15 protein-coding genes are annotated in these 19242 nt (G+C 72.9%); 7 read left to right on the top strand and 8 right to left on the bottom strand.

All coding sequences use genetic code 11. The features are described from left to right. Window positions 1-108: 108 nt before the first annotated feature. The 3 genes from ACERM0_RS06980 to ACERM0_RS06970 all read right to left on the bottom strand — a co-directional run bounded on the left by ACERM0_RS06980 (window position 109) and on the right by ACERM0_RS06970 (window position 3192). Window positions 109-945 carry a lysostaphin resistance A-like protein gene (locus ACERM0_RS06980; protein ID WP_373677833.1) on the bottom strand — a complete coding sequence of 279 codons (837 nt, stop codon included), beginning with the start codon at window positions 943-945 and terminating at the stop codon, window positions 109-111. Window positions 946-1071: 126 nt separating this feature from the next. Continuing rightward, window positions 1072-2517: a PAS domain-containing protein gene (locus ACERM0_RS06975; RefSeq protein WP_373677832.1), complete on the bottom strand. Its 1446-nt coding sequence runs from the start codon at window positions 2515-2517 to the stop codon at window positions 1072-1074. Continuing rightward, window positions 2518-3192: a response regulator gene (locus ACERM0_RS06970; RefSeq protein WP_373677830.1), complete on the bottom strand. Its 675-nt coding sequence runs from the start codon at window positions 3190-3192 to the stop codon at window positions 2518-2520. It lies immediately after the preceding gene. 328 nt (window positions 3193-3520) lie between these two features. Between ACERM0_RS06970 and ACERM0_RS06965 the strand changes: the two genes are divergently transcribed. Continuing rightward, on the top strand, window positions 3521-5206 hold the full coding sequence (locus tag ACERM0_RS06965; RefSeq protein WP_373677829.1) for an EAL domain-containing protein: 1686 nt from the start codon (window positions 3521-3523) through the stop codon (window positions 5204-5206). 48 nt (window positions 5207-5254) lie between these two features. Here the strand turns inward: ACERM0_RS06965 and ACERM0_RS06960 are convergent, their stop codons facing one another. Then, window positions 5255-6799 (bottom strand): HD domain-containing phosphohydrolase, encoded by a 1545-nt coding sequence (locus tag ACERM0_RS06960; RefSeq protein WP_373677828.1) that lies wholly within the window; start codon window positions 6797-6799, stop codon window positions 5255-5257. Between the two features lie 187 nt (window positions 6800-6986). Here ACERM0_RS06960 and ACERM0_RS06955 point away from each other — a divergent pair, with 187 nt between their 5' ends. Beyond that, complete coding sequence (locus ACERM0_RS06955; protein ID WP_373677826.1) at window positions 6987-8237, top strand: MFS transporter; 1251 nt, start codon at window positions 6987-6989, stop codon at window positions 8235-8237. Window positions 8238-8558: 321 nt separating this feature from the next. Beyond that, window positions 8559-9440 (top strand): CapA family protein, encoded by an 882-nt coding sequence (locus tag ACERM0_RS06950; protein WP_373677825.1) that lies wholly within the window; start codon window positions 8559-8561, stop codon window positions 9438-9440. A 22-nt stretch (window positions 9441-9462) separates the two neighbouring features. Here ACERM0_RS06950 and ACERM0_RS06945 read toward each other — a convergent pair whose 3' ends face one another. Both ACERM0_RS06945 and ACERM0_RS06940 read right to left on the bottom strand, forming a co-directional pair. After that, window positions 9463-11901, bottom strand: coding sequence for an AAA family ATPase (locus tag ACERM0_RS06945; protein ID WP_373677824.1), 2439 nt, complete (start codon window positions 11899-11901; stop codon window positions 9463-9465). A 1-nt stretch (window position 11902) separates the two neighbouring features. After that, a complete protein-coding gene (locus ACERM0_RS06940; RefSeq protein WP_373677823.1) occupies window positions 11903-12538 on the bottom strand; it encodes a hypothetical protein in 636 nt (211 codons plus the stop codon). A 295-nt stretch (window positions 12539-12833) separates the two neighbouring features. Between ACERM0_RS06940 and ACERM0_RS06935 the strand changes: the two genes are divergently transcribed. The 4 genes from ACERM0_RS06935 to ACERM0_RS06920 all read left to right on the top strand — a co-directional run bounded on the left by ACERM0_RS06935 (window position 12834) and on the right by ACERM0_RS06920 (window position 16592). After that, window positions 12834-13415 (top strand): response regulator transcription factor, encoded by a 582-nt coding sequence (locus ACERM0_RS06935; protein ID WP_373677822.1) that lies wholly within the window; start codon window positions 12834-12836, stop codon window positions 13413-13415. A gap of 178 nt (window positions 13416-13593) precedes the next feature. Beyond that, entirely contained in the window at window positions 13594-14361 is a 768-nt protein-coding gene (locus ACERM0_RS06930; protein WP_373677821.1) for a hypothetical protein, read from the top strand. 51 nt (window positions 14362-14412) lie between these two features. Beyond that, the gene (locus tag ACERM0_RS06925) at window positions 14413-16041 is read left to right on the top strand and encodes a long-chain fatty acid--CoA ligase (protein WP_373677820.1); all 1629 of its coding nucleotides are present in this window, start codon (window positions 14413-14415) and stop codon (window positions 16039-16041) included. A gap of 137 nt (window positions 16042-16178) precedes the next feature. After that, window positions 16179-16592: a nuclear transport factor 2 family protein gene (locus ACERM0_RS06920; protein ID WP_373677819.1), complete on the top strand. Its 414-nt coding sequence runs from the start codon at window positions 16179-16181 to the stop codon at window positions 16590-16592. Window positions 16593-16629: 37 nt separating this feature from the next. Here the strand turns inward: ACERM0_RS06920 and ACERM0_RS06915 are convergent, their stop codons facing one another. Both ACERM0_RS06915 and ACERM0_RS06910 read right to left on the bottom strand, forming a co-directional pair. Beyond that, window positions 16630-18381 (bottom strand): sensor histidine kinase, encoded by a 1752-nt coding sequence (locus ACERM0_RS06915; RefSeq protein WP_373677818.1) that lies wholly within the window; start codon window positions 18379-18381, stop codon window positions 16630-16632. A 268-nt stretch (window positions 18382-18649) separates the two neighbouring features. After that, a complete protein-coding gene (locus ACERM0_RS06910) occupies window positions 18650-19096 on the bottom strand; it encodes a hypothetical protein (protein WP_373677817.1) in 447 nt (148 codons plus the stop codon). Between the last annotated feature and the right edge of the window lie 146 nt (window positions 19097-19242).

Below are 19242 nucleotides of genomic sequence, written 5' to 3'. Positions count from 1 at the left end.
TGTTCCCGTCGAGGGCCGGAACGCCTGCCCCGGTCCGGCCGCCTGCTGCCCCGCCGACCGGATGCTACCGACGACGCCCCGGCGCGTCGCCACCCCGTGGCAGCACGGTCAGGAACCGCCGGCCACGAGGGCGAGCAGGCCCAGCAGGAAGACGAGGTTGATGGTCACGTGCGCGGCCATGGCGACCTGCGTGCTACGGCGGCGCCACGCCACCCACGTCAGCGGGAGGAAACCCACGATCCGGGTCAGGTTCTGCCACGGCGTCCAGAAGTGGTAGAGCGAGAACAGCACCGTGTTGAGCACCGGCGCCCACCGCCCGTACCGGTCGATGCGCGGCAGCAGGTAGCCACGGAAGTACAGCTCCTCGGTCACCGGACCGACGACGCCGTTGAACACGAACGCGACGACGATCATGACGAGCGTGGCCGCGGCAGGGGCCGACTCGCCGGCCTCCTGCACGGCCGAGAACTGCAGGATGGCGTCGGGCACCCAGGTGAAGAACCGGGCGGCGATCCATTCGTCCAGCACGGCGGTCGCCAGCGCCAGCAGCACGGTGAACCAGGCGAACAGTCCGAGCACCATCGGCACCAGGCGGCGGGTGGCCATTCGCTCGCGGTAGACGACGGTGGCGCGCAACGAGAAGGAGCCCGTCGCCCGCCTGGCGTGGAGCAGCAGGATGCCGAGCTCGATCGGGACGATGACCAGCGGGATGCCGACGAACAGCGCGAACACGGACGGGAAGCCCGCCGCCCGCACCACGGGCGCGGCGAGGACGATGAAGACGGTCAGGGCCGCGCCCGGCAGCAGATGCAGCAGGATCGACAGCGGCAGGGCGTGCTGCTGCGGGCTCGGCGGCCGGTGCTCGGGTGGCGTGCCGGCAGCGTCCGTGGGGTCGCCGCTGGCGCGAGCGGACGTGGTGTCGACCGGGTGTCGTGTCGTGCCCATGGAAGGTTCTCCGTCGAGGTGGTGGGCCGCCGGACCGGCGGTGCGGCGCGTCGCTCGCGCCGTCATCACCACCACCGTGCGCGGAGGGCCTGTCACCGACCTGTGACGGGCCTGTGCCGCCGCGTGTCAGGCCGGCAGGTCCCAGCTGACCCGGGTACCCCGCGGCTGGGCCCGGGTCACGCTCGCGTGGCCGCCCAGGACCTCGGCGCGCTCGCGCATGAGTCGCAGGCCGAGGTGCCCCGGCGACTCGAGCGAGCCGTCCGGCAGTCCGCGGCCGTCGTCGACGACCTCGCCGCGCAGGGCGTCGCCCTCCCGGCGCACCTCGACGCGCACGTGCCGGGCGTGCGCGTGCCGACGGACGTTCGCGAGCGCCTCCTGGGTGATCCGGTAGGCCGTGAGCGCGACGTCGTCCGGGAGGTCGTCGACGCCGTCGACCGCGACGTCGACCGCGATCCCGTCGACCTCCAGCAGCCGGTGTGCGTACGCCGACACGGCGGATGCCAGCCCGCCGTCAACGACGTCCGCACTCGCCAGCTCCAGGATCGTGCGGCGGAGGGCGTCGACCGCCTCCGCGACCAGGCGCCGGACGTGCTCGACGCCGACGTCCGCCTGCTGGCCCAGCAGCTGCAGACGCAGGTCCGTGGCGGCCAGCACCTGGACGACGTCGTCGTGCAGCCGTTCCGCCAGCCGCTGGCGTTCGTCGTCGGCGGCGGTGACGCTGCGGTGCAGCAACTCGGCCCGCTCCCGCTGCCGCTCGACCTCCTCGGTGACGTCCTGCACGGTGCCGAGCATCCGTACGGCCCGTCCGTCGTCCGCCACGCACTCACCGCGTTCGTGGAGCACGCGGACGCGCCCGTCGGGCCGCTGGTAGCGGTAACGGCTCTCGTACGAACCACCGGCCCGCAGAGCATGGTCGACCAGCGCCGCGAAGCCCTCCACGTCGTCGGGATGGATGCCGGCGAGCAGGGTCCCGTAGCCGAACCGTTCGTCGGGGTCGTGGCCGAGGATGCGCCGCATCTCGTCGGACATGGTCACGACGTCCTGCTCGACCAGCCACTCCCAGCTGCCCAGTCGGGCGACACGCTCGGCCTCCGCGAGGAGGCGTTCGCTGTGCCCGAGGCGCTCCTGGGCGCGGTGCGGGGCCGTGACGTCGCGCACGACGACTCCGACCGCCCGCCGGCCGGTCCCCCGGCGCAGGGGGAAGAGGCTGGCCAGCCAGTGTCGGACGTCGGCGGCATCCGCCGGTGACGGACCGGTGACGAGTTCGTCGACCAGGACCTCACCGTCGAGGGCGCGTCGCAGCAGCGGCTCGATCGACGGCCACAGGTCCGGCAACACGTCGACGACGGGGTGCCCCACGTGGACCTCGGCGGGGCGGTCGTGCAGCTTCCCGAGGTGCGCGTTCACGTAACGGAACCGCAGGGTGTCGTCGACCACGCCCAGGCCGATCGGCGCCGCCTCGACGAGTGGGCCGATCAGGGCGGCGTTGCGCGCGTCGTGGACGGCGCCGCGACTCGGATCGGCTGCGGCCTCCATGTCGTCCCCGTCGTCGAACCCGGCCCGGGCGGCCACCTACCGGCCGTTCCCGAGCCGTTGCGGTGCTGTGGCCGACCGGCCGTCCACCCCGTCGACCGGCGCCACCCATCCGTTGCGGATCGCCAGCGTGACGGCCTCCAGCTTCGTGTGTACGCCCAGCTTCGCCATGAGGTTGCGCACGTGGTTGCGCACCGTGTGCCGAGAGATCACGAGCCGCCGGGCGATCTCCTCGGTCGAGCAGGGTTCCGCGAGCAACTGCAGGACCTCGCGCTCGCGGGCGGTCAACTCGGCCGAGCGCACGTCGCGATCCCGCAGCGCCGTCGTGGCCGAACGCAGTTCGATCGGGGTGAACAGCACGTGGCCGGCGGCGATCTGCCGGATGCCGTCGACCACCTCGGGCAGGCTGGCCGTCTTCGGCAGGAACCCGGCCGCACCGGATTCCACGGCCTGCGCAAGCAGCTCCGGACCGCTCGAGGCCGACAGCAACAGGACCCGGGTATCTGGCGACCGACGCGTCAGTTCGGCCGTCGCGCGGGTGCCGTCGCCGTCCGGCAGGCGGACGTCCATGACGACGACCTGCGGGCGCAGGCGATCGACGAGCCCGCGGACCGGCCGCAGGCGGTTCGCCACACCCACGACGTCGATGCCCTGGTGCACGAGCGTGTCGCGCAGGGCCTGGGCGAAGACCTGGTGGTCGTCGACCAGGACCACCGTCGTCCTCGCCGTCCCTGCGCGTGCGTTCACATCGCCCTCTCGGCGGCCAGGTGCCTCCGGCGACCCCGTCGCGCGACTGACATGTTCGTGCCACCACCAAGATGGCGCAAGCGGATCGCGCGCATGCGCGCCCCTGCCGCGACACTCCCCGGCGACCCACGGCTCACCACCGGGCCGACGCTGCACCACGTGCATCGAGGTGAGCTCTCGGGGGGGAGCGCGCTCGCAGCGACCATGTCGGACGTGGTCGCGGTTCGACCTCGGACGTCGGACGTCCTCGGTGGTCGTTCGCCGTGGCTGCCCGCTCCCGCAGGAGAGAACCCCCGTGGACGTCCGTCAGCGCCTCCGCTCCCCCGAGCACACGCGACGACTCGACGACCCCCTGGCACCGGACGTGGTGTGGCTCCTGGCCGGCACGGCGGTGCTCGGCCACCTCGTCGCCCTGTGGGTCGGCTCCCACGACGCCGCCATGGTCGCGTACGGACTGCGTGACCTCTGGACGCACGAGGTCGTCGCCGTCGTGGCCGGCCTGCTGACCGTCGTCCCGGCGCTGGTGACCGTCGCGGCGGCCCGGGCCGCGTCGACCCCGCTGGCCGAAGTCGCCCCCGGCCCGGACGGTCGACCGCACCTGCCGGCACGCCCGCAGGTGCGGGCGCGGACGCTGGCCGCCGTCGTGCCGACCGGGGGCGGCCGCCTCGGCCGCGGCCTCGTGACCGACCCGAGACAGGCGACGGAGGCGCTCCGTCAGGGTCTGGACGACGCGCAGGTCCGGCTGGTGTTCGAGCCACTGGTCATCCCGTCGACCGACACCGTCGCGGGCGCCGAGGTGCGCCTGCGCTGGGACGCGCCGGCAGGGGCCACGCTCGAGCACGAGGCCGTGCTGGAAGCGGCGGCGCACGCCGACTCCAGCACCGAACTGGGCGTCTGGATGGTCGAGCAGGCCATCGCCGAGCGGTCCCGCTGGCCGACGGGCATGTTCGTCGCGGTCGACGTGCCGGGCGGCCTCGTCGCGGACCCGACACCGCTCGTCCGCGCGGTCACCGGTGCCTGCCGACGGTTCGGGGTGCGACCCGAGGACGTGTGGCTGGAGTTCGACGAACGTGTCGTGGCCGACGTGCCACTGGCGGGCGCCTCGCTCCAGGCCGTCGCCGCCACGGGCGCGCGGATCGTGCTGGACCGGTTCGGGGCCTGCAACGCCTCGCTGATCCAGCTGCGTGAGCTGCCGGTCGATGCCTGCAAGCTCGATCCGTCGCTCGTGGACGCGCTGCTCGATCCCGCCGGCATGTTCGTCGTCAAGGCGGTCCGCACGGTCGTGCACGCCTACGACATGGAGGTCGTCGCCGCCGGGGTCGCCACGCCGGACCAGCGGCTGCTCCTCGACGACCTCGGCTTCGACCTGTTGCAGGGCGACGGGGCACACGGGCCGCTGACGGCTCCCGAGTTCCGGGCACTACTCGCCGTGGTCCCGGACGTGCCGGCCGAGCCGCCCGCCCCGACGCCCGCGGATCCCGTCCACGCCACCACGTCCGCGCAGCAGCAGCGCGTCCTCTACTACCGCGACGAGCGGGTGCTGGCCGAGTGGGTCGCCGACGCGTTCGCCGCCGGGCTGGCCGCCGGCCATCCCGTGGTCGCCATCGCCGACGCGACACGCCTCCATGCCGTGACCGAGTGCCTGCTCGAACGCGGCGTGGACGTCCTGGCCGAGCTGCGCGCCGGACGGCTCGTCGAGGTGGAGGCGCGCACCGTCCTCGACCGCCTCCTGACCACCGACACCGTCCCCGACGCGATCGCCTTCGAGGAGCTCCTCGACGACCTGCTGAGCATCCCCGGGCGGCCGTGGGTCTACAGCGAACTGACGGCACAGCTGTGGGAACGCGGCGACGTGGCGGCGACGATGGCGATGGAGGCCCTGTGGGAGCGGGCGCTCGAGCGTGACCCGTTCCTGTTGCTGCGCAGCCATCGGACCTACGAGACCATCAGCGACGGGGCCACCGACGCCGTCGAGTGGTGAGTCCAGGGGCCGCCCGCCCACCGCGTCTCTGGTGCCACCCGCTGCGCCTCAGTGCAGCAGGGCGTTCTCCATCGCGAACACCGCCGCGGCGGCACGGGTCGACCCACCGATCTTGGCGTAGATGGCCTGCACGTGGTGCTCGGCCGTCCGCGGGGAGATGCGCAGCCGGCTCGCGATCTCCCGGTTGCGGTCGCCGGCCGCGAGCAGCCGGAGCACCTCGACCTCGCGATCGGTCAGCCCGGCCGGCCACGTCCGCGGGCGCCGGACGGTCCGCTCGCCGGCCGCCTCGGTGACGGCGCGGGCGCAGTCCACGTCGAAGCGGCCACGGGCGGCCTCGGAGACGAGGTGGTCGGCCGCCGCGCCCGGCGGGTGGGCCGGACGGTGCGCACGGGCCTGCGTCATGGCCTGGAACGCGTCCGCCGCGGCCAGCAGGCGCGCCTCGACCGGGATGGCGCTGCCGGCGAGCCCGTGGTGGTAGCCGGAGCCGTCGTGCCGTTCGTGGTGCATCCCGGCGATCCGTGCCAGGGGTGCCAGCACCTGCGAGCGATCGAGGATCCGCTGGGTGTGGTACGGATGCAGGCGCACCTGTTCCCAGTGACTGGTCGTGAGTGCGCCCGGGCGTTCCCACACCGCCGAGGAGACGGCGACCCGACCGAGGTCGTGCAGCAGCCCGGCACGGCGCACACGCGCACGCGCCGCCTCGTCCAGACCGAGGCGGGCCGCGGCCCCGACGGCGAGCTCGGCGACCGCGCGGGAATGACCGTGGGTGAACGGCGTCTTGAGGTCCACCATGTCCGCGAAGACGGCCGCCACCGCGTCCACCTGGCCCGCCGGGACGTGGCGGTGCGGTTCCGGCTCCGCGGCCAGGACCGCCGCCCAGACGTCGACCCCGGCGAGCTCGCGCAGGTGCGACTCGCTGCCGGCGAGGAACGTCGCGGCGACGTCGGGCGCGAACCAGTGGCCGGCGCGCTCACGGACCACGGTCGCGGCGGCGCCCGGACCGCCGACGCGGTCCCAGAGCACCACCTGGGCGGCCAACAGGGCGAACCGGGCCGGGACCGGGATGTCCTCACCGCCGGTCCGGAAGGCGCCGCTGCTGCCGTCCCACACCTCGGTGCTCGCCCGCAACGCCGCGCTGACCCCGTCGCCGAGGTGCAGGCGGTCGGCCATGCGCGAGCCGACCTCGCAGGTGGCGCGCATGATCGTCGTCGCGCCGGCGGTGCCCGCCCCCAGCAGGCGCGCCAGGTACTGGGGGCGGTGCAGGCCGGTGCCCTCGCCGACGACGCCCAGCAGCTGCAGCGACGCGCGCAGGGACGCGTCGTCGGTGCCCTCGGCACGGGCGAGGAACCGTCGCTCGTCGCCGGTCATGTGCGCCAGCTCGTGCGCCGGTGCCGTGCAGCCGAGGTGCAGCAGCATCGAGGAGTAGTACACGTCGCGAACCTCGACCTCGCGCAGCCCGCAGGCCCGGGCGAGGCTGGTCGCGAGCAGGCACGAGCGCACCGCCTTCTCCGACTCGTGTCCCATGCCGAGGTCGGTCGCCACCGACAGGGCGGCCAGCAGGTCCGCCAGGCGCAGGTCGTCCGTCGCCGTCATGCCCACCGCGCCGCCCATTCCCGCCGTCCGCCTCGCGGCTTCGCCCGGTCCAGGTACGCCCCCGTCGAGCCGGCCGGTCCGCGACCGCTCCACCATCGCACGCCGCGCCGTACATGGGTAGCCCTACCGATGCGTGCGACGGCGTCACGGGCGCAGGCTCGCGGGACACCAACTCGGAGGACCGACGGTGCGACCCGGCAACCGGCCCGATCTCTCGCCCACGACGGACGGCGCGGCGGCGGCGGCGCCACGCCCGCGCCTGTTCACCTCGACGTTCGCGGCCGTCGCCGCGGCGTCGCTCGCCTACTTCACCGGGGTGGGCATGCTGATCCCGGCGCTGCCGCGCTACGTCGAGGGTCCCCTCGGCGGCGGCGACGTGGCCGTCGGGTTCACGTTCGGCGTCTTCAGCGTCTCCGCCGTGCTGCTGCGGCCCGTCGCCGGCATCCTCGGCGACCGCCGTGGGCGACGGCCACTGATGCTGGCGGGCGCCACGATCGTCGCCGCATCCGTCGCCGCCTACGGCCTGGCGGACACACCCGGCGTGCTGGCGGGGATCCGACTGGTCAGCGGCGCGGGCGAGGCCCTGTTCTTCGTCGGCATGGCGACCGCCTTCACCGACCTCGCACCACCCGAACGCCGCGGCGAGGCGATGAGCCTGGCGTCCCTCGCCCTCTACCTCGGCATCGGAGTCGGCCCGCTGCTGGCCGAGGCGCTGCTGGCCCGGACCGGCTTCACCGCCGTGTGGCTGGGGTCGGCGGCCGCGGCGCTGATCGCCGTCGGACTCGTCCTGCGCACCCCGGAGACCCGCCCCGCCGACGCGATCGACAGCCCGCCGGCCACGAGGTCGCCGCGACGTCTGGTCCACCCCGCCGGTCTCCTGCCGGGGGTGGTGCTCCTGGCCAGCATCGTCGGGATGGCGGGGTTCGTGGCGTTCGTGCCCCTGCACGTCGGCGACCTGGGCATGCGCGGGGCGGGGCTCGTGCTGCTGCTGTTCTCCGGCACGGTCGTCCTGGTCCGCAGCCTCGGGGCCCGCCTGCCCGACGTGCTGGGGCACGGCCGCGCCATCCGGCTGGCCCTGACGCTGTCGCTCGTCGGGCTCGCGACGATCGGCTCGTGGCGCCAGCCCGGCGGCCTGCTCCTGGGCACGGCCGTCTTCGGCGTCGGCATCGCGCTGCTCACCCCGTCGGTCTTCGCGCTGGCGGTCGCCGGCGTCCCGGCCCGCGAGCGCGGGCAGGTGATGGCCACCACCTCGGCGTTCATCGACCTCGCCTTCGGGCTCGGACCGGCGGCGATGGGGATCGTGGCGGCGCTGTTCGGCCGCCCGTCCGTGTTCCTGGCCGGCGCTGCCGTCGCCGCGGCGGGACTCGTCCTGGTCGCCGCGGCGGGGGTGGGTCGACCCGCGCCTGCCGCGGCGGTGGCACGCGCGACCGCGACCTGAGCGCCGGGGGCGGCGTGGTTGCCGGGCCGTGGTCGCACGGCCAACTAGGCTCCCGCGCCGTCTCCGACCCGGGTCCCCGACATCCGCGCGTTCCGACTTCCCTCGCCCTGGCTCGCCGCGGCCACCCTGGCCGGGCTCGCCGTGCTGCTGCTGGTCGTCGCCCTCCCCCTCCGTCCGCCCGCGGCGCCGCCGACGGACCAGCAGGCCTACGTTCCCCCGCCGTCGACCACGGACGAGCCGACGACGGACGACGGCCACACGGCGGGTCCGGAACCGACGGAAGGTCCGGAGCCGACAGATCCACCCGCGCGCGGACGGCTCGTGATCGTCCACACCGGCGACGTGAGCCTGGACCCCGACTACGTGCCTGCCCTGCGGCGTCACGGTCCCGACGCCGTCTGGGACGGCGTCCGCGAGGCGTTCCACGGCGCTGACGTCGTGGCGGTCAACCTCGAGTGCCCGGTCGGCGAGGGTGGCGTGGCGCAGGACAAGCAGTTCGTCTTCCGGTGCGATCCCGCCGCGTTGCCGGCGATGCGTGACGCCGGCGTCGACCTCGTCACGCTCGCGAACAACCACGCCGGGGACCACGGGCTCGACCTCATGCTGGCGTCGGTCGAGCGGGTGGAGCGCACGGGCCTGCGTACCGTCGGGGTCGGCCCGGACGAGGCGCGAGCCCACGAGCCGCAGTTCCTCGACGTCGCGGGCTGGCGGGTCGCCGTGCTCGGCTTCGGCGGCGTGGTACCGGAGCCGGACTGGATCGCGTACGGGGACGCGCCGGGCCAGGCCACCGGCTACGACGCCGAGCGAATGGCCCGCTCCGTCGCACGGGCCAAGGCAGATGCGGACCTCGTCGTGGTGAGCGTCCACTGGGGTGAGGAGGGCGCGCTCGAGCCGCGGCCCGAGGACCGGCAGAAGGCGCAGGCCATGGCCGCCGCCGGGGCGGACGTCGTGTTCGGCCATCACGCCCATCGCCTGCAGCCGGTCGAGCAGGTCGACGGTGCGGCCGTGTTCTGGAACCTCGGCAACTTCGTCTGGCCCCGCTTTTCGGACGACGGTGCCCGCACCGCGCTCGCGCGGTGGACGGTGGAGCCCGACGGCACGACCTCGGCCTGTCTCGTGCCCGCGGAGATCGACGACGACGGCGTGCCCCGCCTGACCGACGACGCGCCGACGTGCCTGCCCACCTCGCTGCCGCCCGGGTGACCGGGCAGCGCCCGCGCGGACGTCAGGGCGCGGTGCCGCCGAGCTCCGTCCCGTGACCGTCGCCGGAGGTGATGCCACCGACGCCCACGGGAGCGAGCTGAGGCAGCGGCACCGGGATCCGCGCGTGCCGCTTGTGCGCGGCCAGGGCCGAGCGGTGGTAGTCCTCCGCGGCGACCCGGAACGTCTCCGTGCGGTAGAGGCTGCCGTCGAGCAGCGGTCCCGGACGGCCGTCGATGATGGCCGCCACGTCCTCGCCCGTGACGGTCTTGTTGCTCTCCAGCGCGTGCGCGACGGCCAGCACCTCGAGGCGGTTCTCCGCGAGCAGCGCCTCGCAGCGCGCCAGCAGCGCCGCCAGCTTCTCCTCGATGCGTTCCCCGAGCGACGAATCGAGCAGGCCCGAACCGCCGTCCTCACCCTCACCCGGCCGGGCGCCGCCCGGGATGCCGGCCTGGCGGGTCACGCCGTGCGACGACAGGCTGGCGCCCATGCCCCAGTACCCCTCCATCATGGTGGCCAGACGCGTGGCCGTCTCCAGGTCACCCGACACGCCCGAGGAGTTGTCGCCGTCGAAGAATCGCCGTTCGCCGGCGAGTGACGCGAGGCTGACCATGATGTCGGCCTCGTACTCGCTGCGCCAGCGGGTGAACTGGTCCTCGGGCGGGATGGAGGCGACCATGCCGAGGTAGGTGCCGCCCTTCTCGATGGTCGCGATGTCGATCGTCAGGTGGTGTCGCACCCGGTAGGCGGTCACGGCGTGGCAGGCCTCGTGGATCGCCACGGCGTGCCGTTCGCGTTCGATGTACTCGACGTCCTCCGGCGGGCCGAGGTCCTTCAACTGCTTGGCCTTGACGACGTCGCGCCAGTTGATGACCTCACGCCCGTCGCGGATGGCGTTGATCAGCGCCTCGTTGACCAGGTCCTTGATGGTCGCGCCCGTGGCGTACGGGGTGATCGTCGCGAGCCGGTCGACCTGTTCGTCGGTCAGTTCGTGCCGGACCTTCGCCAGGTAGCCGCCGTAGGTGCGCAGGCGGCCGGCCTTCGAGGGGTAGCCGACCTTGTAGATGCGGTCGAGGCGTCCGGGCCGCAGCAGCGCCTCGTCGAGCGCCTGCGGGAGGTTGGTGGCCATCATCACCATGATCCGGTACTTCGGCGGCGGCTTCGGGCGCAGCCCCAGGGCCCGCCGCACGATCCGGTTGAAGAACCCGCGTGGCTTCTTCAGGCCGCTGAGCTCGGTCAGCAGCGCGTTGAGCGTTCCCATGCCGCCACCGCCCATGCCGCCCATGATGATCCGGTCGCGGGTGGTGCGGCGCGGCGCTCCGGTCGACAGGGTGTCGCGGGCCAGCACCGCCTTGGTCACCGGATCGAGCAGGTCGAAGCCGTGGCAGTCGCCGGCGTGCCACGGGGCCGGCGTGGCTCCGGACCCACCGGGCCCGGGTTGCGCGAGGGCGCCGCGCGAGCCCAGCGAGTCGGCCTCGTCGAAGAACAGGATGACCCCGCCATAGCGCAGCGCGAGCTTGCGCGCCTTGCGGAACAGCGCCTTGACCTTGAGGATCCCGACGCCGAGGAACATGTTCTGGAACGCGCCGGGGTCGACGAAGACGAAGGGCTTGCCGGTCTCGCCCGCCACCGCCTCGGCCATGAGGGTCTTGCCGGTCCCCGGCGGGCCCCACAGCAGGATGCCGCCGGGTACGTAGCCCCCGCGGTCCTCGATCGCCTCCGGGTCCTCGAGGAAGACGAGGTTCTCCCGGATCTTCTCCAGGACGCTGTCCTGGCCCCACACGTCCTCGAAGCGGGTCTTGATGTCGTCGGGGAAGTAGACGTCGGTGCCGCCGCGCGACAGGAACCAGAACAGCCCGATGAACTGGAAGATGATGAAGAAGAACCCGAAGGCGAGCTGCAGAATGAACGGCAGGGCCGCGACGAAGCGGGCCGGTGCCTCGAACAGCGCCGTCGTCGGCGGCACGTGCAGCAGGGCGCCCAGCACCACGCTGAGCACCACCACGACGACCAGGAGCTTCAGGACCCGGGTGATGCGGAAGCGCGTCCAGTCGCTCATCCGCTGCAGCCGCCGCTCGAACCGGCCGAACACGCGCTGGGTCCAGAACCGGTGGTAGGCCGCCGAGCGCTCGCTGACCAGGTAGTGGAGCTGGCGGAGCAGCTCGATGCCGGCCAGGACGGCCAGCACGCGGCCGCTGCCGGCCGTCAGCAGGATCGCGTCCTGGAGACCCAGCCAGGCGCTCTCGCGGAAGGTCACCGCCAGCGGCGGCATGGACGCGATGGCGTTCCACACCACCACGAGGTAGGCGATCCCGAGCAGGAGCAGGAACTTCACCCGGTCCCACCACTCCAGCGGGCGTCGGGTCGGTCGGTCCTCGTCACGGGGGCGCGAGCGGTGCTGCGCGGTCGGACCGTCGGTGGCCGGTGGCAGCCCCGGCCGCGGCGCAGGTGGGCTCGTCGACATGTCAGGGCTCCTCGATGCTCCAGGACTCCACGACGGCCTCGATGTCCGAGCGCTGCTCGGCGTAACAGCTCTGCGTGCACCCGACGACCAGCCCGTACACGACCTGCGTGCCAGCGTCGACGAGCACGACCTGCGTGAGCGTGTAGGTGCCCTCGTCGAGGCCGATCTCGAACGTGCTCTCGGTGCCGTGCAGGCCGGTGTCGGTCTCGATGTCCTCGCTCGCGAGCAGGCGGACACGACCGGGCGGCAGGGAGTCCACCGGCAGGAACTCGTTGCGCAGCGCCGCCAGCGAGAGCTGGTCGCGTTCCCGGATGCTCAGCAACCGCACGCGGCTGAGTCCGGCCGGGTGCGCGGCGTCTGGATGGAGCAGATGCTCGACGGCCGGGTCCGGAGCGGCGTCGAAGCCGATCAGGCGCTGGGTGTCCGCGTCGGCCGTCGGGCTCGCGAACTGCTCCGTGACGCCCTCGTCCGGCAGCGTCGTCCACCCGTCGGGCAGCTTGAAGTAGACCCCGGCGTCGCGATCGGCCACGTAGCGGAAGCCGGAGCCGCCGCAGCTGGCAGCGAGCGCGACCGCCAGGCCGGTCGCGATCGTCCAGCGCCGTCGCGGCGGTTGTCGGCGCAGCGTCTGCCGAGCCATGAGCGGCCCTCGCGAGATCGGCGGCCGCGCTCGTCACGCGGCCGGCGACGCCCGGCCCGGCCACCCGCGAAGGCTGCGCGCCGGACCGCACCGCGCCGCCGCTCCGCAGGATGCCGAGCATCGGGGCACCCCGAGACTCGTCGACGAGGCCGGTGCGTTGAACGCTCGTCCCGTCCGTCGGTGGGCGCGCGCGTCGGCCACCACGCCGGCCGGGTGATGTGGTGGTCACATGGACACCCGTCCCTAGGACGCGCGACCACTACGCTCCCGCCGAAGGCACGCGACGGAGCAGCCCATGCGTCGGCAGCAGGACCGTTGGCAGGCCGTCGACGTCGTCGCCGTTGCGGACGAGCCGGGGCGCCGGGCGGCCGCCTCCTCGAAGCGCTGTCAGCGCTGCGGCGAGAAGCTGCTCGAGCTGCAGCGATTCCGCGTCACCGTCCGCAACGGGGACACGGTCGACGATCAGATCGTCTGTCCCGTCTGCGCCCGTGTGGCGGAACTCCGACGCGACGGCGTCGCCCCTCGCCGAGTGCTGATCGTCGACGACGACCCCATCTACCGCGACGTCACCCGCCGCTGGATCGAGATGACCGGCGTCGCCGAGGTGATCGGTTTCGCGTCCGACGGCAAGGACGCGCACGGCCAGATCGCCCGCACCGCGCCGGACACCATCGTGCTCGACATGCTCATGCCGCGTGCGACCGGGGACCAGCTGCTGACAGAGCTGCCGGCCGACCTCGACGTCGTGGTCGTGTCGGCGTCCGAGCCGATGCGCGAGGAAGCCATCCGGCTTCGGCCGGACGCCCTCGTACTGGACAAGCGCACGACCTCGTTCGACCGCCTCGTGCGCCACCTGGCCGGGCTGGCGACGACCTGACGCCGCCCCGGTAGCCGACCTGCGCATGCAGGCGGTCACGGCCGGTCTGCGGTCGAGCGCCGACACCACACGTCCGGATCGCGGCGCCAAGCATGCCGCAACGCGGCGGCAAGGCGTCGCCAACGCCGCCGGCGGAGCCTCCCGGGGACAGCCCACCCCGACCTCGGGAGACCCCGACATGAACCGCTCCGCCACCCGACCGTTCCGACGTCCACTCACCGCCATCGGTCTCGCGCTCGCGCTGCTCGCCGGCCTGTACGCCGCACCCGCGGGCGCCACGCCATTCCCGAACGGCTACCGCTTCGCCCAATCCGTCCAGCTCGCCGGCGCCAACTGGACCACGCTCGACGACGGCCTCTTCGAGGACCTCACGATCGTGGTCGTCGACGGCGCGGAGACCTCCGGCGAGCGTCCGGGGATGACCCGCTACGAACCCGCCATCGACGTCGTCTACGACCGCTGGGAGACCAGCGACGCGGGCGTGACCACGCACCTGACCTACCGCACCATCGAGCCGGTCGAACCGGCAGCCTTCGCCTTCGACCCGGCCATGCGCCGTGCGTCCGTCGACGTCGAGGTGACGCTGCGGGGCGGCACGATCTGCACCTACCCCGGCTCCGACCCACCGGACGGGCGGCACCCGGCCAGCGACTTCGACGAGGAGGAGGACGACTGCACCCAGCTGCCCGCAGTGCCCGCTCGCGTCTCGCTGCAGTGGACGGGCACCGGCGACATCCACCGGGGCAACGTCCGGTTCCGGGAGACGTTCGATGCGCAGGGGCGGTTCTTCCTCCACGAGCTGACGACGTCGCGGGACGCCGACGTGGCGGGCGGCGTGCGCCTGCTGGCGCCCGCGCCGGCGGAGCTCACCCTGCCCGAGCGCCCCGCCGACGTGGGGGTGCTCGTGCGCGGCCGGGTGCGCGAACAGCTGGTGCTGCCGCGTTGAGCGCCCAGTAGGGTCCGCGCCCGGGTCGCGACGATGGGGAGCCGGGCGCCGATGGTCACCAGCACGATGATGGACTACCCGCTGACCCTGACCCAGATCCTGGAGCACGGTCGCCGGGTCCATGCCGGATCGAAGGTCGTCACCTGGCGCGGCGCCCACGCACGCGAGCTGACCTTCGCGGAGACCTATGAACGGATGGGTCGTCTCGCGCAGGGTCTGGCGTCGCTCGGCGTGGGCGCCGGCGACGTCGTCGGCACGTTCTGCTGGAACCACCAGGAGCACCTCGAGGCCTACTTCGCCATCCCGTGCACGGGCGCGGTGCTGCACATGCTCAACATCCGGCTGTTCCCCGACCAGCTGGCCTACGTCGTCAACGACGGCGGCGACCGGGTGATCATCGTCGACGACTCGCTGGTCCCCGTGCTCGCCCGCGTCCTCGACCAGATCGGGGAGGTCGAGCACTTCGTCGTCGTCGGGGACGGCGATGCCTCCGCGCTGCCCGCGGACAAGGTGGTTCGCTACGACGAGCTGCTCGGGGCCCAACCCGGCGGCTACGCGTGGCCGGAGCTCGACGAACGCCAGCCGGCGGCGATGTGTTACACGAGCGGCACGACCGGCAACCCCAAGGGCGTCGTCTACTCGCACCGCTCCAACTGGACGCACACGTTCGGTTCGGCCGTCGGCGGCCTGCGCCTGAGCGACCGCGATCGGCTGCTCCTGGTCGTGCCGCAGTTCCACGCCAACGCCTGGGGGCTGATCTACCTCGGCTGGATGACGGGCGCCGACATCCTGCAGCCGGAGAAGTACCTGCAACCCGAACCGCTGGTCGCGTTCATCGAGGCGGAGCGCCCGACCTGCTCCGCGGCGGTCCCGACCGTCTGGAACGGGGTGCTGCAGTACGGGATGCAGACCGACGTGGACCTGAGCTCGCTGCAGTGGGTGGTGGTCGGCGGCGCTGCCGTCCCCCGCGCGCTGATCGAGGCCTACGAGCAGCGGTGGGGCGTGGAGATCATCCAGGCGTGGGGCATGACCGAGATGAGCCCGCTGGGCTCGGTCGCGATCCCGCCATCGGGCACCGCTCCCGAGGAGTCCATCGACTGGCGCGCGAAGACGGGACGCATCGCCCCGGGCGTCGACGTGCGGATCGCGGACCCCGACGGCGTCGAGCAGCCATGGGACGGTTCGTCCATCGGCGAGATCCAGGTGCGCGGCCCGTGGATCACCGGCGGCTACCACGGGGTCGACGCCGAGGCGGACCGGTTCACCGGTGACGGGTGGCTGCGAACGGGCGACGTCGGGACGATCGACGACCGCGGCTTCCTGCAGATCGTCGACCGCACCAAGGACGTCATCAAGTCCGGCGGCGAGTGGATCAGCTCCGTCGACCTGGAGAACGCGATCATGGCCCACGAGGACGTCGTCGAGGCGGCCGTCATCGGCGTTCCTGACGAGCGCTGGGACGAGCGGCCACTGGCGGCCGTGGTCCTGCGCGCCGGCGCCGAGGTCACCGCGGAGGACCTCAACCACTTCCTCGTGGACCGGGTGGCGAAGTGGTGGCTGCCCGAGCGCTACACGTTCGTCTCGGAGATCCCCAAGACCAGCGTCGGCAAGTTCTCCAAGAAGGACCTGCGCGGCAGCTACGAGCACGGGGACCTCGAGGTGGTCCGCGCCGACGCCTGACCCGCGCCAGGTGGTCGGCCAGCTCGGGCACGGGCGGTGTGTCGTCGAACGACGCCGTCCCTCCGTCGGTAGGCGGCCGGTGTCGGCGCCGCGTCCCGCATGCACGGTCTACGCACGCAGACGAGGACGGAGCACGCGTGGACGACGATTCTGGCCCGGGCAACGGACGAGACATCTCTCGATCCACCGCCGAGGTCATCGACAGCCATCTCGTCCACCGGCGTGACGGCAGGCTGGGCGAGGACCTCGGGGACAACTACACCGAGGACGTCGTCGTCCTCAGTCACCTGGGTCACTTCCAGGGTCGTGACGCGATGGCCAAGCTGGCTGCCCTGCTCGCGGAGCAGCTGAAGGACGCCGAGTTCTTCTACGACATGGTGTTGGTCGACGGCCCCTATGCGTTCCTGCAGTGGCGCGCCGTCGCGCAGGACATGCACGTGTCGAACGGCGCCGACTCCTTCGTGGTCCGTGACGGTCGCATCTGCATGCAGACCATCTCCTACGCCCTGTCCACGAAACCGAGCGCGCCGGACGGGCCGATCGGGGACTGAGGCCACCAGCGCGTCGACACCGCCCGGCACGAAGAGCTCAGTCGACGGTCCTCGGGAGCCGCAACTGGAAGTGGGCGCCGGAACCACGAGCCAGTAGCTCGATGCTGCCACCGTGGCTCTCGAGGACGCGCCGCACGAACCCGAGGCCGACGCCGTGGCCGCTGGCCCCGGCGTTGCGGCCGCGCTGGAAGGGGGCGAAGATCAGCTCGCGGTCCCCGGGGTCGATGCCGCGTCCGTCGTCGGCCACGTCGATCACGACCGTGTCGGAGGTCGTGCGTCCCGAGATGCGGATCGTGACGTCGGGTCGCCCGCCGTGCTTGGCGGCGTTGGTGAGCAGGTTGTCGAACACCTGCTCGAGCGCGAGCCGGTTGCCGACGACGCTCGGCAGTGGGTCGGCGTGGACGGTCACGCTCGGATGCGCGGCCGCGAGCCGGTCGATGGCGGCTTCGACGATCAGGTCGAGGTCGACTGGTTCCAGGTCGGTCTGCGTCGTGCCGAGCCGCGAGAGTTCCAGCAGCGAGTCGATCAGCCGGTTGAGGTAGGCCGTGCCGGCGCGCATCCGTCCGAGCAGCTCGATGCGGCGGTCGCGGTCGTCGACGTCCGGCAGCAGGTCGAGGTACAGCTCGACGGCGGTGATCGGGGAGCGCAGGTCGTGGGCCAGGCCGGACATCATGGCCTGCAGGTCGTGGGCGCTCTGCTCGAGCTGCCGACGAGATCGTGTATTGGCTTCGTGCAGCCGGGCACGCTCCAGCGCGAGCCGCAGTTGCAGCGCGAGGCCGACGAGCAGGTCCTGTTCGTCCTGCCCGAAGATGGGCGTGTAGGGGGTCGTCAGAACGACGAGCGTGGCGCCGTCGGCTGCGACACGCTGCTCGCCGGCTGCGGGCGGATCACCGGTCTTGAGGCGATCGGCGATAGCGGTCGCTTCTTCGACGGGGAGCTGTGCGTGCGCGAGCATCCTGCCGTCGCGGTCGACCACGACGGCGCCGGTACCCAGGACCTCGGCCACCTGCGGAGCTACCGCTTCGGCGACCTGCGTCGGGGTCACGGCCGCGATCAGGTCCAGCTGGCGGCGCTGCCAGTCGGTCGTCGCGCGCCGTCGCCACCACATCCGCAGTGGCCGCGGCGGGGCGAAGCCGACAGCGAACAACGCCGCCGCCCCCAGCGCCAGGAGGTTCGGGAGCAGCTGCCACAGAGACCGCGACGGTGCCCCGCCCGAGACCAGCAGGGCGGACGCGAGCACGAGCGCACCGGAGGCCATCAGCCGCATCCGCGTGCGGACCAGCCGATGGCTGCCACCCGCACGCCACAGTCGCACGGCGGCGGCACCCGCGAGCACCGCCCACGTGCCGATGAAGAGGTTGACGAACAGCAGCTCCTCGACCGCCTGGGGTTCCCCGAGCAAGGGCAGGGGTGGCAGGAGCAGCACCCACAGCGCCAAGCCGAACACCGACGCTGCCGCGGCTCTCACCCAGAGCGGCAGCCGAGGCTCGAACGACCAGGCGAACGCCAGCAGCAGCCAGGCGAAGGCGGCCACCCCGATCGTGGCCACGTCCCGTGGCAGTGCCGTCGGGATCGCCGGTACCGCCGCAGCGATCCGCTCGACCAGTAGCCCCGCCGCGATGCTGGCGAACGCGGCGGCCAGGAACCCTGCCGGCCGTTGCCGCTGGCGAGCCCAACGAGCCAGCGTGGCCAGCGAGAGACCAGCGAACACCGTCGGTAGGACCCACTGCAGAACGGCTCGTACGACGCTCACCGTGGCCTCGATCCCGTCGAGCGCTGCACCGATCACCAGTGACCACGCTGGACCATGACGGACGTTCGGCGCGACCGCCGCGTGGCAACCGCCGGAGTGAACCCCCGGAAACCGACGCGGCGATCGTCCAATCGACCGCTGCCTGCTCAGGCAGCTCGGCGTGGGCCGCAGATGGCGTCAGGTCGAGATGGGGCGGATGTCTTGGCCTCACCCGAGCAGGAGTGGCTTCAGGGCCGAGCACGCCCACCGCCCGTAGCCGCTGATCCCCGCCCCCGGATGAGGCTTCCTCGAGGAGCGTCCACCGTCAGAACCGCGGCTCGAGCCCCCGCTCTCGGCACGCCGTGGCGGGGTCGTGCACCGCCAGGGCCCGCGGCGACAGGCGGCGGTAGTCGAGGTGGACGACACCGAGGATCTCGAAGCCGATCATGCCGGTCGTGCAGTCGGTGTGGACGTCGATGACGTGTCCCGTCGCGACCATGCCGGTCGACGTCGTGAAGGTCTCGGCGTCCCAGTCGATGGGGGTCCCCCGGTAGTCACGGTACGGAGCTTCGTAGCCGCCGCGGGTGCCGTCGATGCGGGCGATGTCGATGCCCGCCCCCACGAGCACGGCGACGAGCAGGACGCCGCCGGTGACGGCGGCCACGTTCCGTGCGACGTCGACGAGGCGTGAGACGCGGGTGGTCCCGACGGCAGCGGTGCGGTGGCGTGGCACGACGATCTCCTGGCGATTGACGATCCGACGGACTGGCATGCGGTCAGCCTGCACCGACGCGCTGTCGTGCGACCGCCGTCGCGCTGTCGTGACATCTGATGCCCTCGGTGCGCCGGACCGACCTCCGGGATGACGACCTCGGTGTGCCTGCGTCTACCGCGATCGGCGTAGGCGAGTCGCGCCAG

The organism is Egicoccus sp. AB-alg2 (assembly GCF_041821065.1).
Lineage (GTDB): Bacteria > Actinomycetota > Nitriliruptoria > Nitriliruptorales > Nitriliruptoraceae > Egicoccus.
Note: the sequence above shows the minus strand (reverse complement) of the source record. Positions and strands in the feature narration are given on the sequence as shown.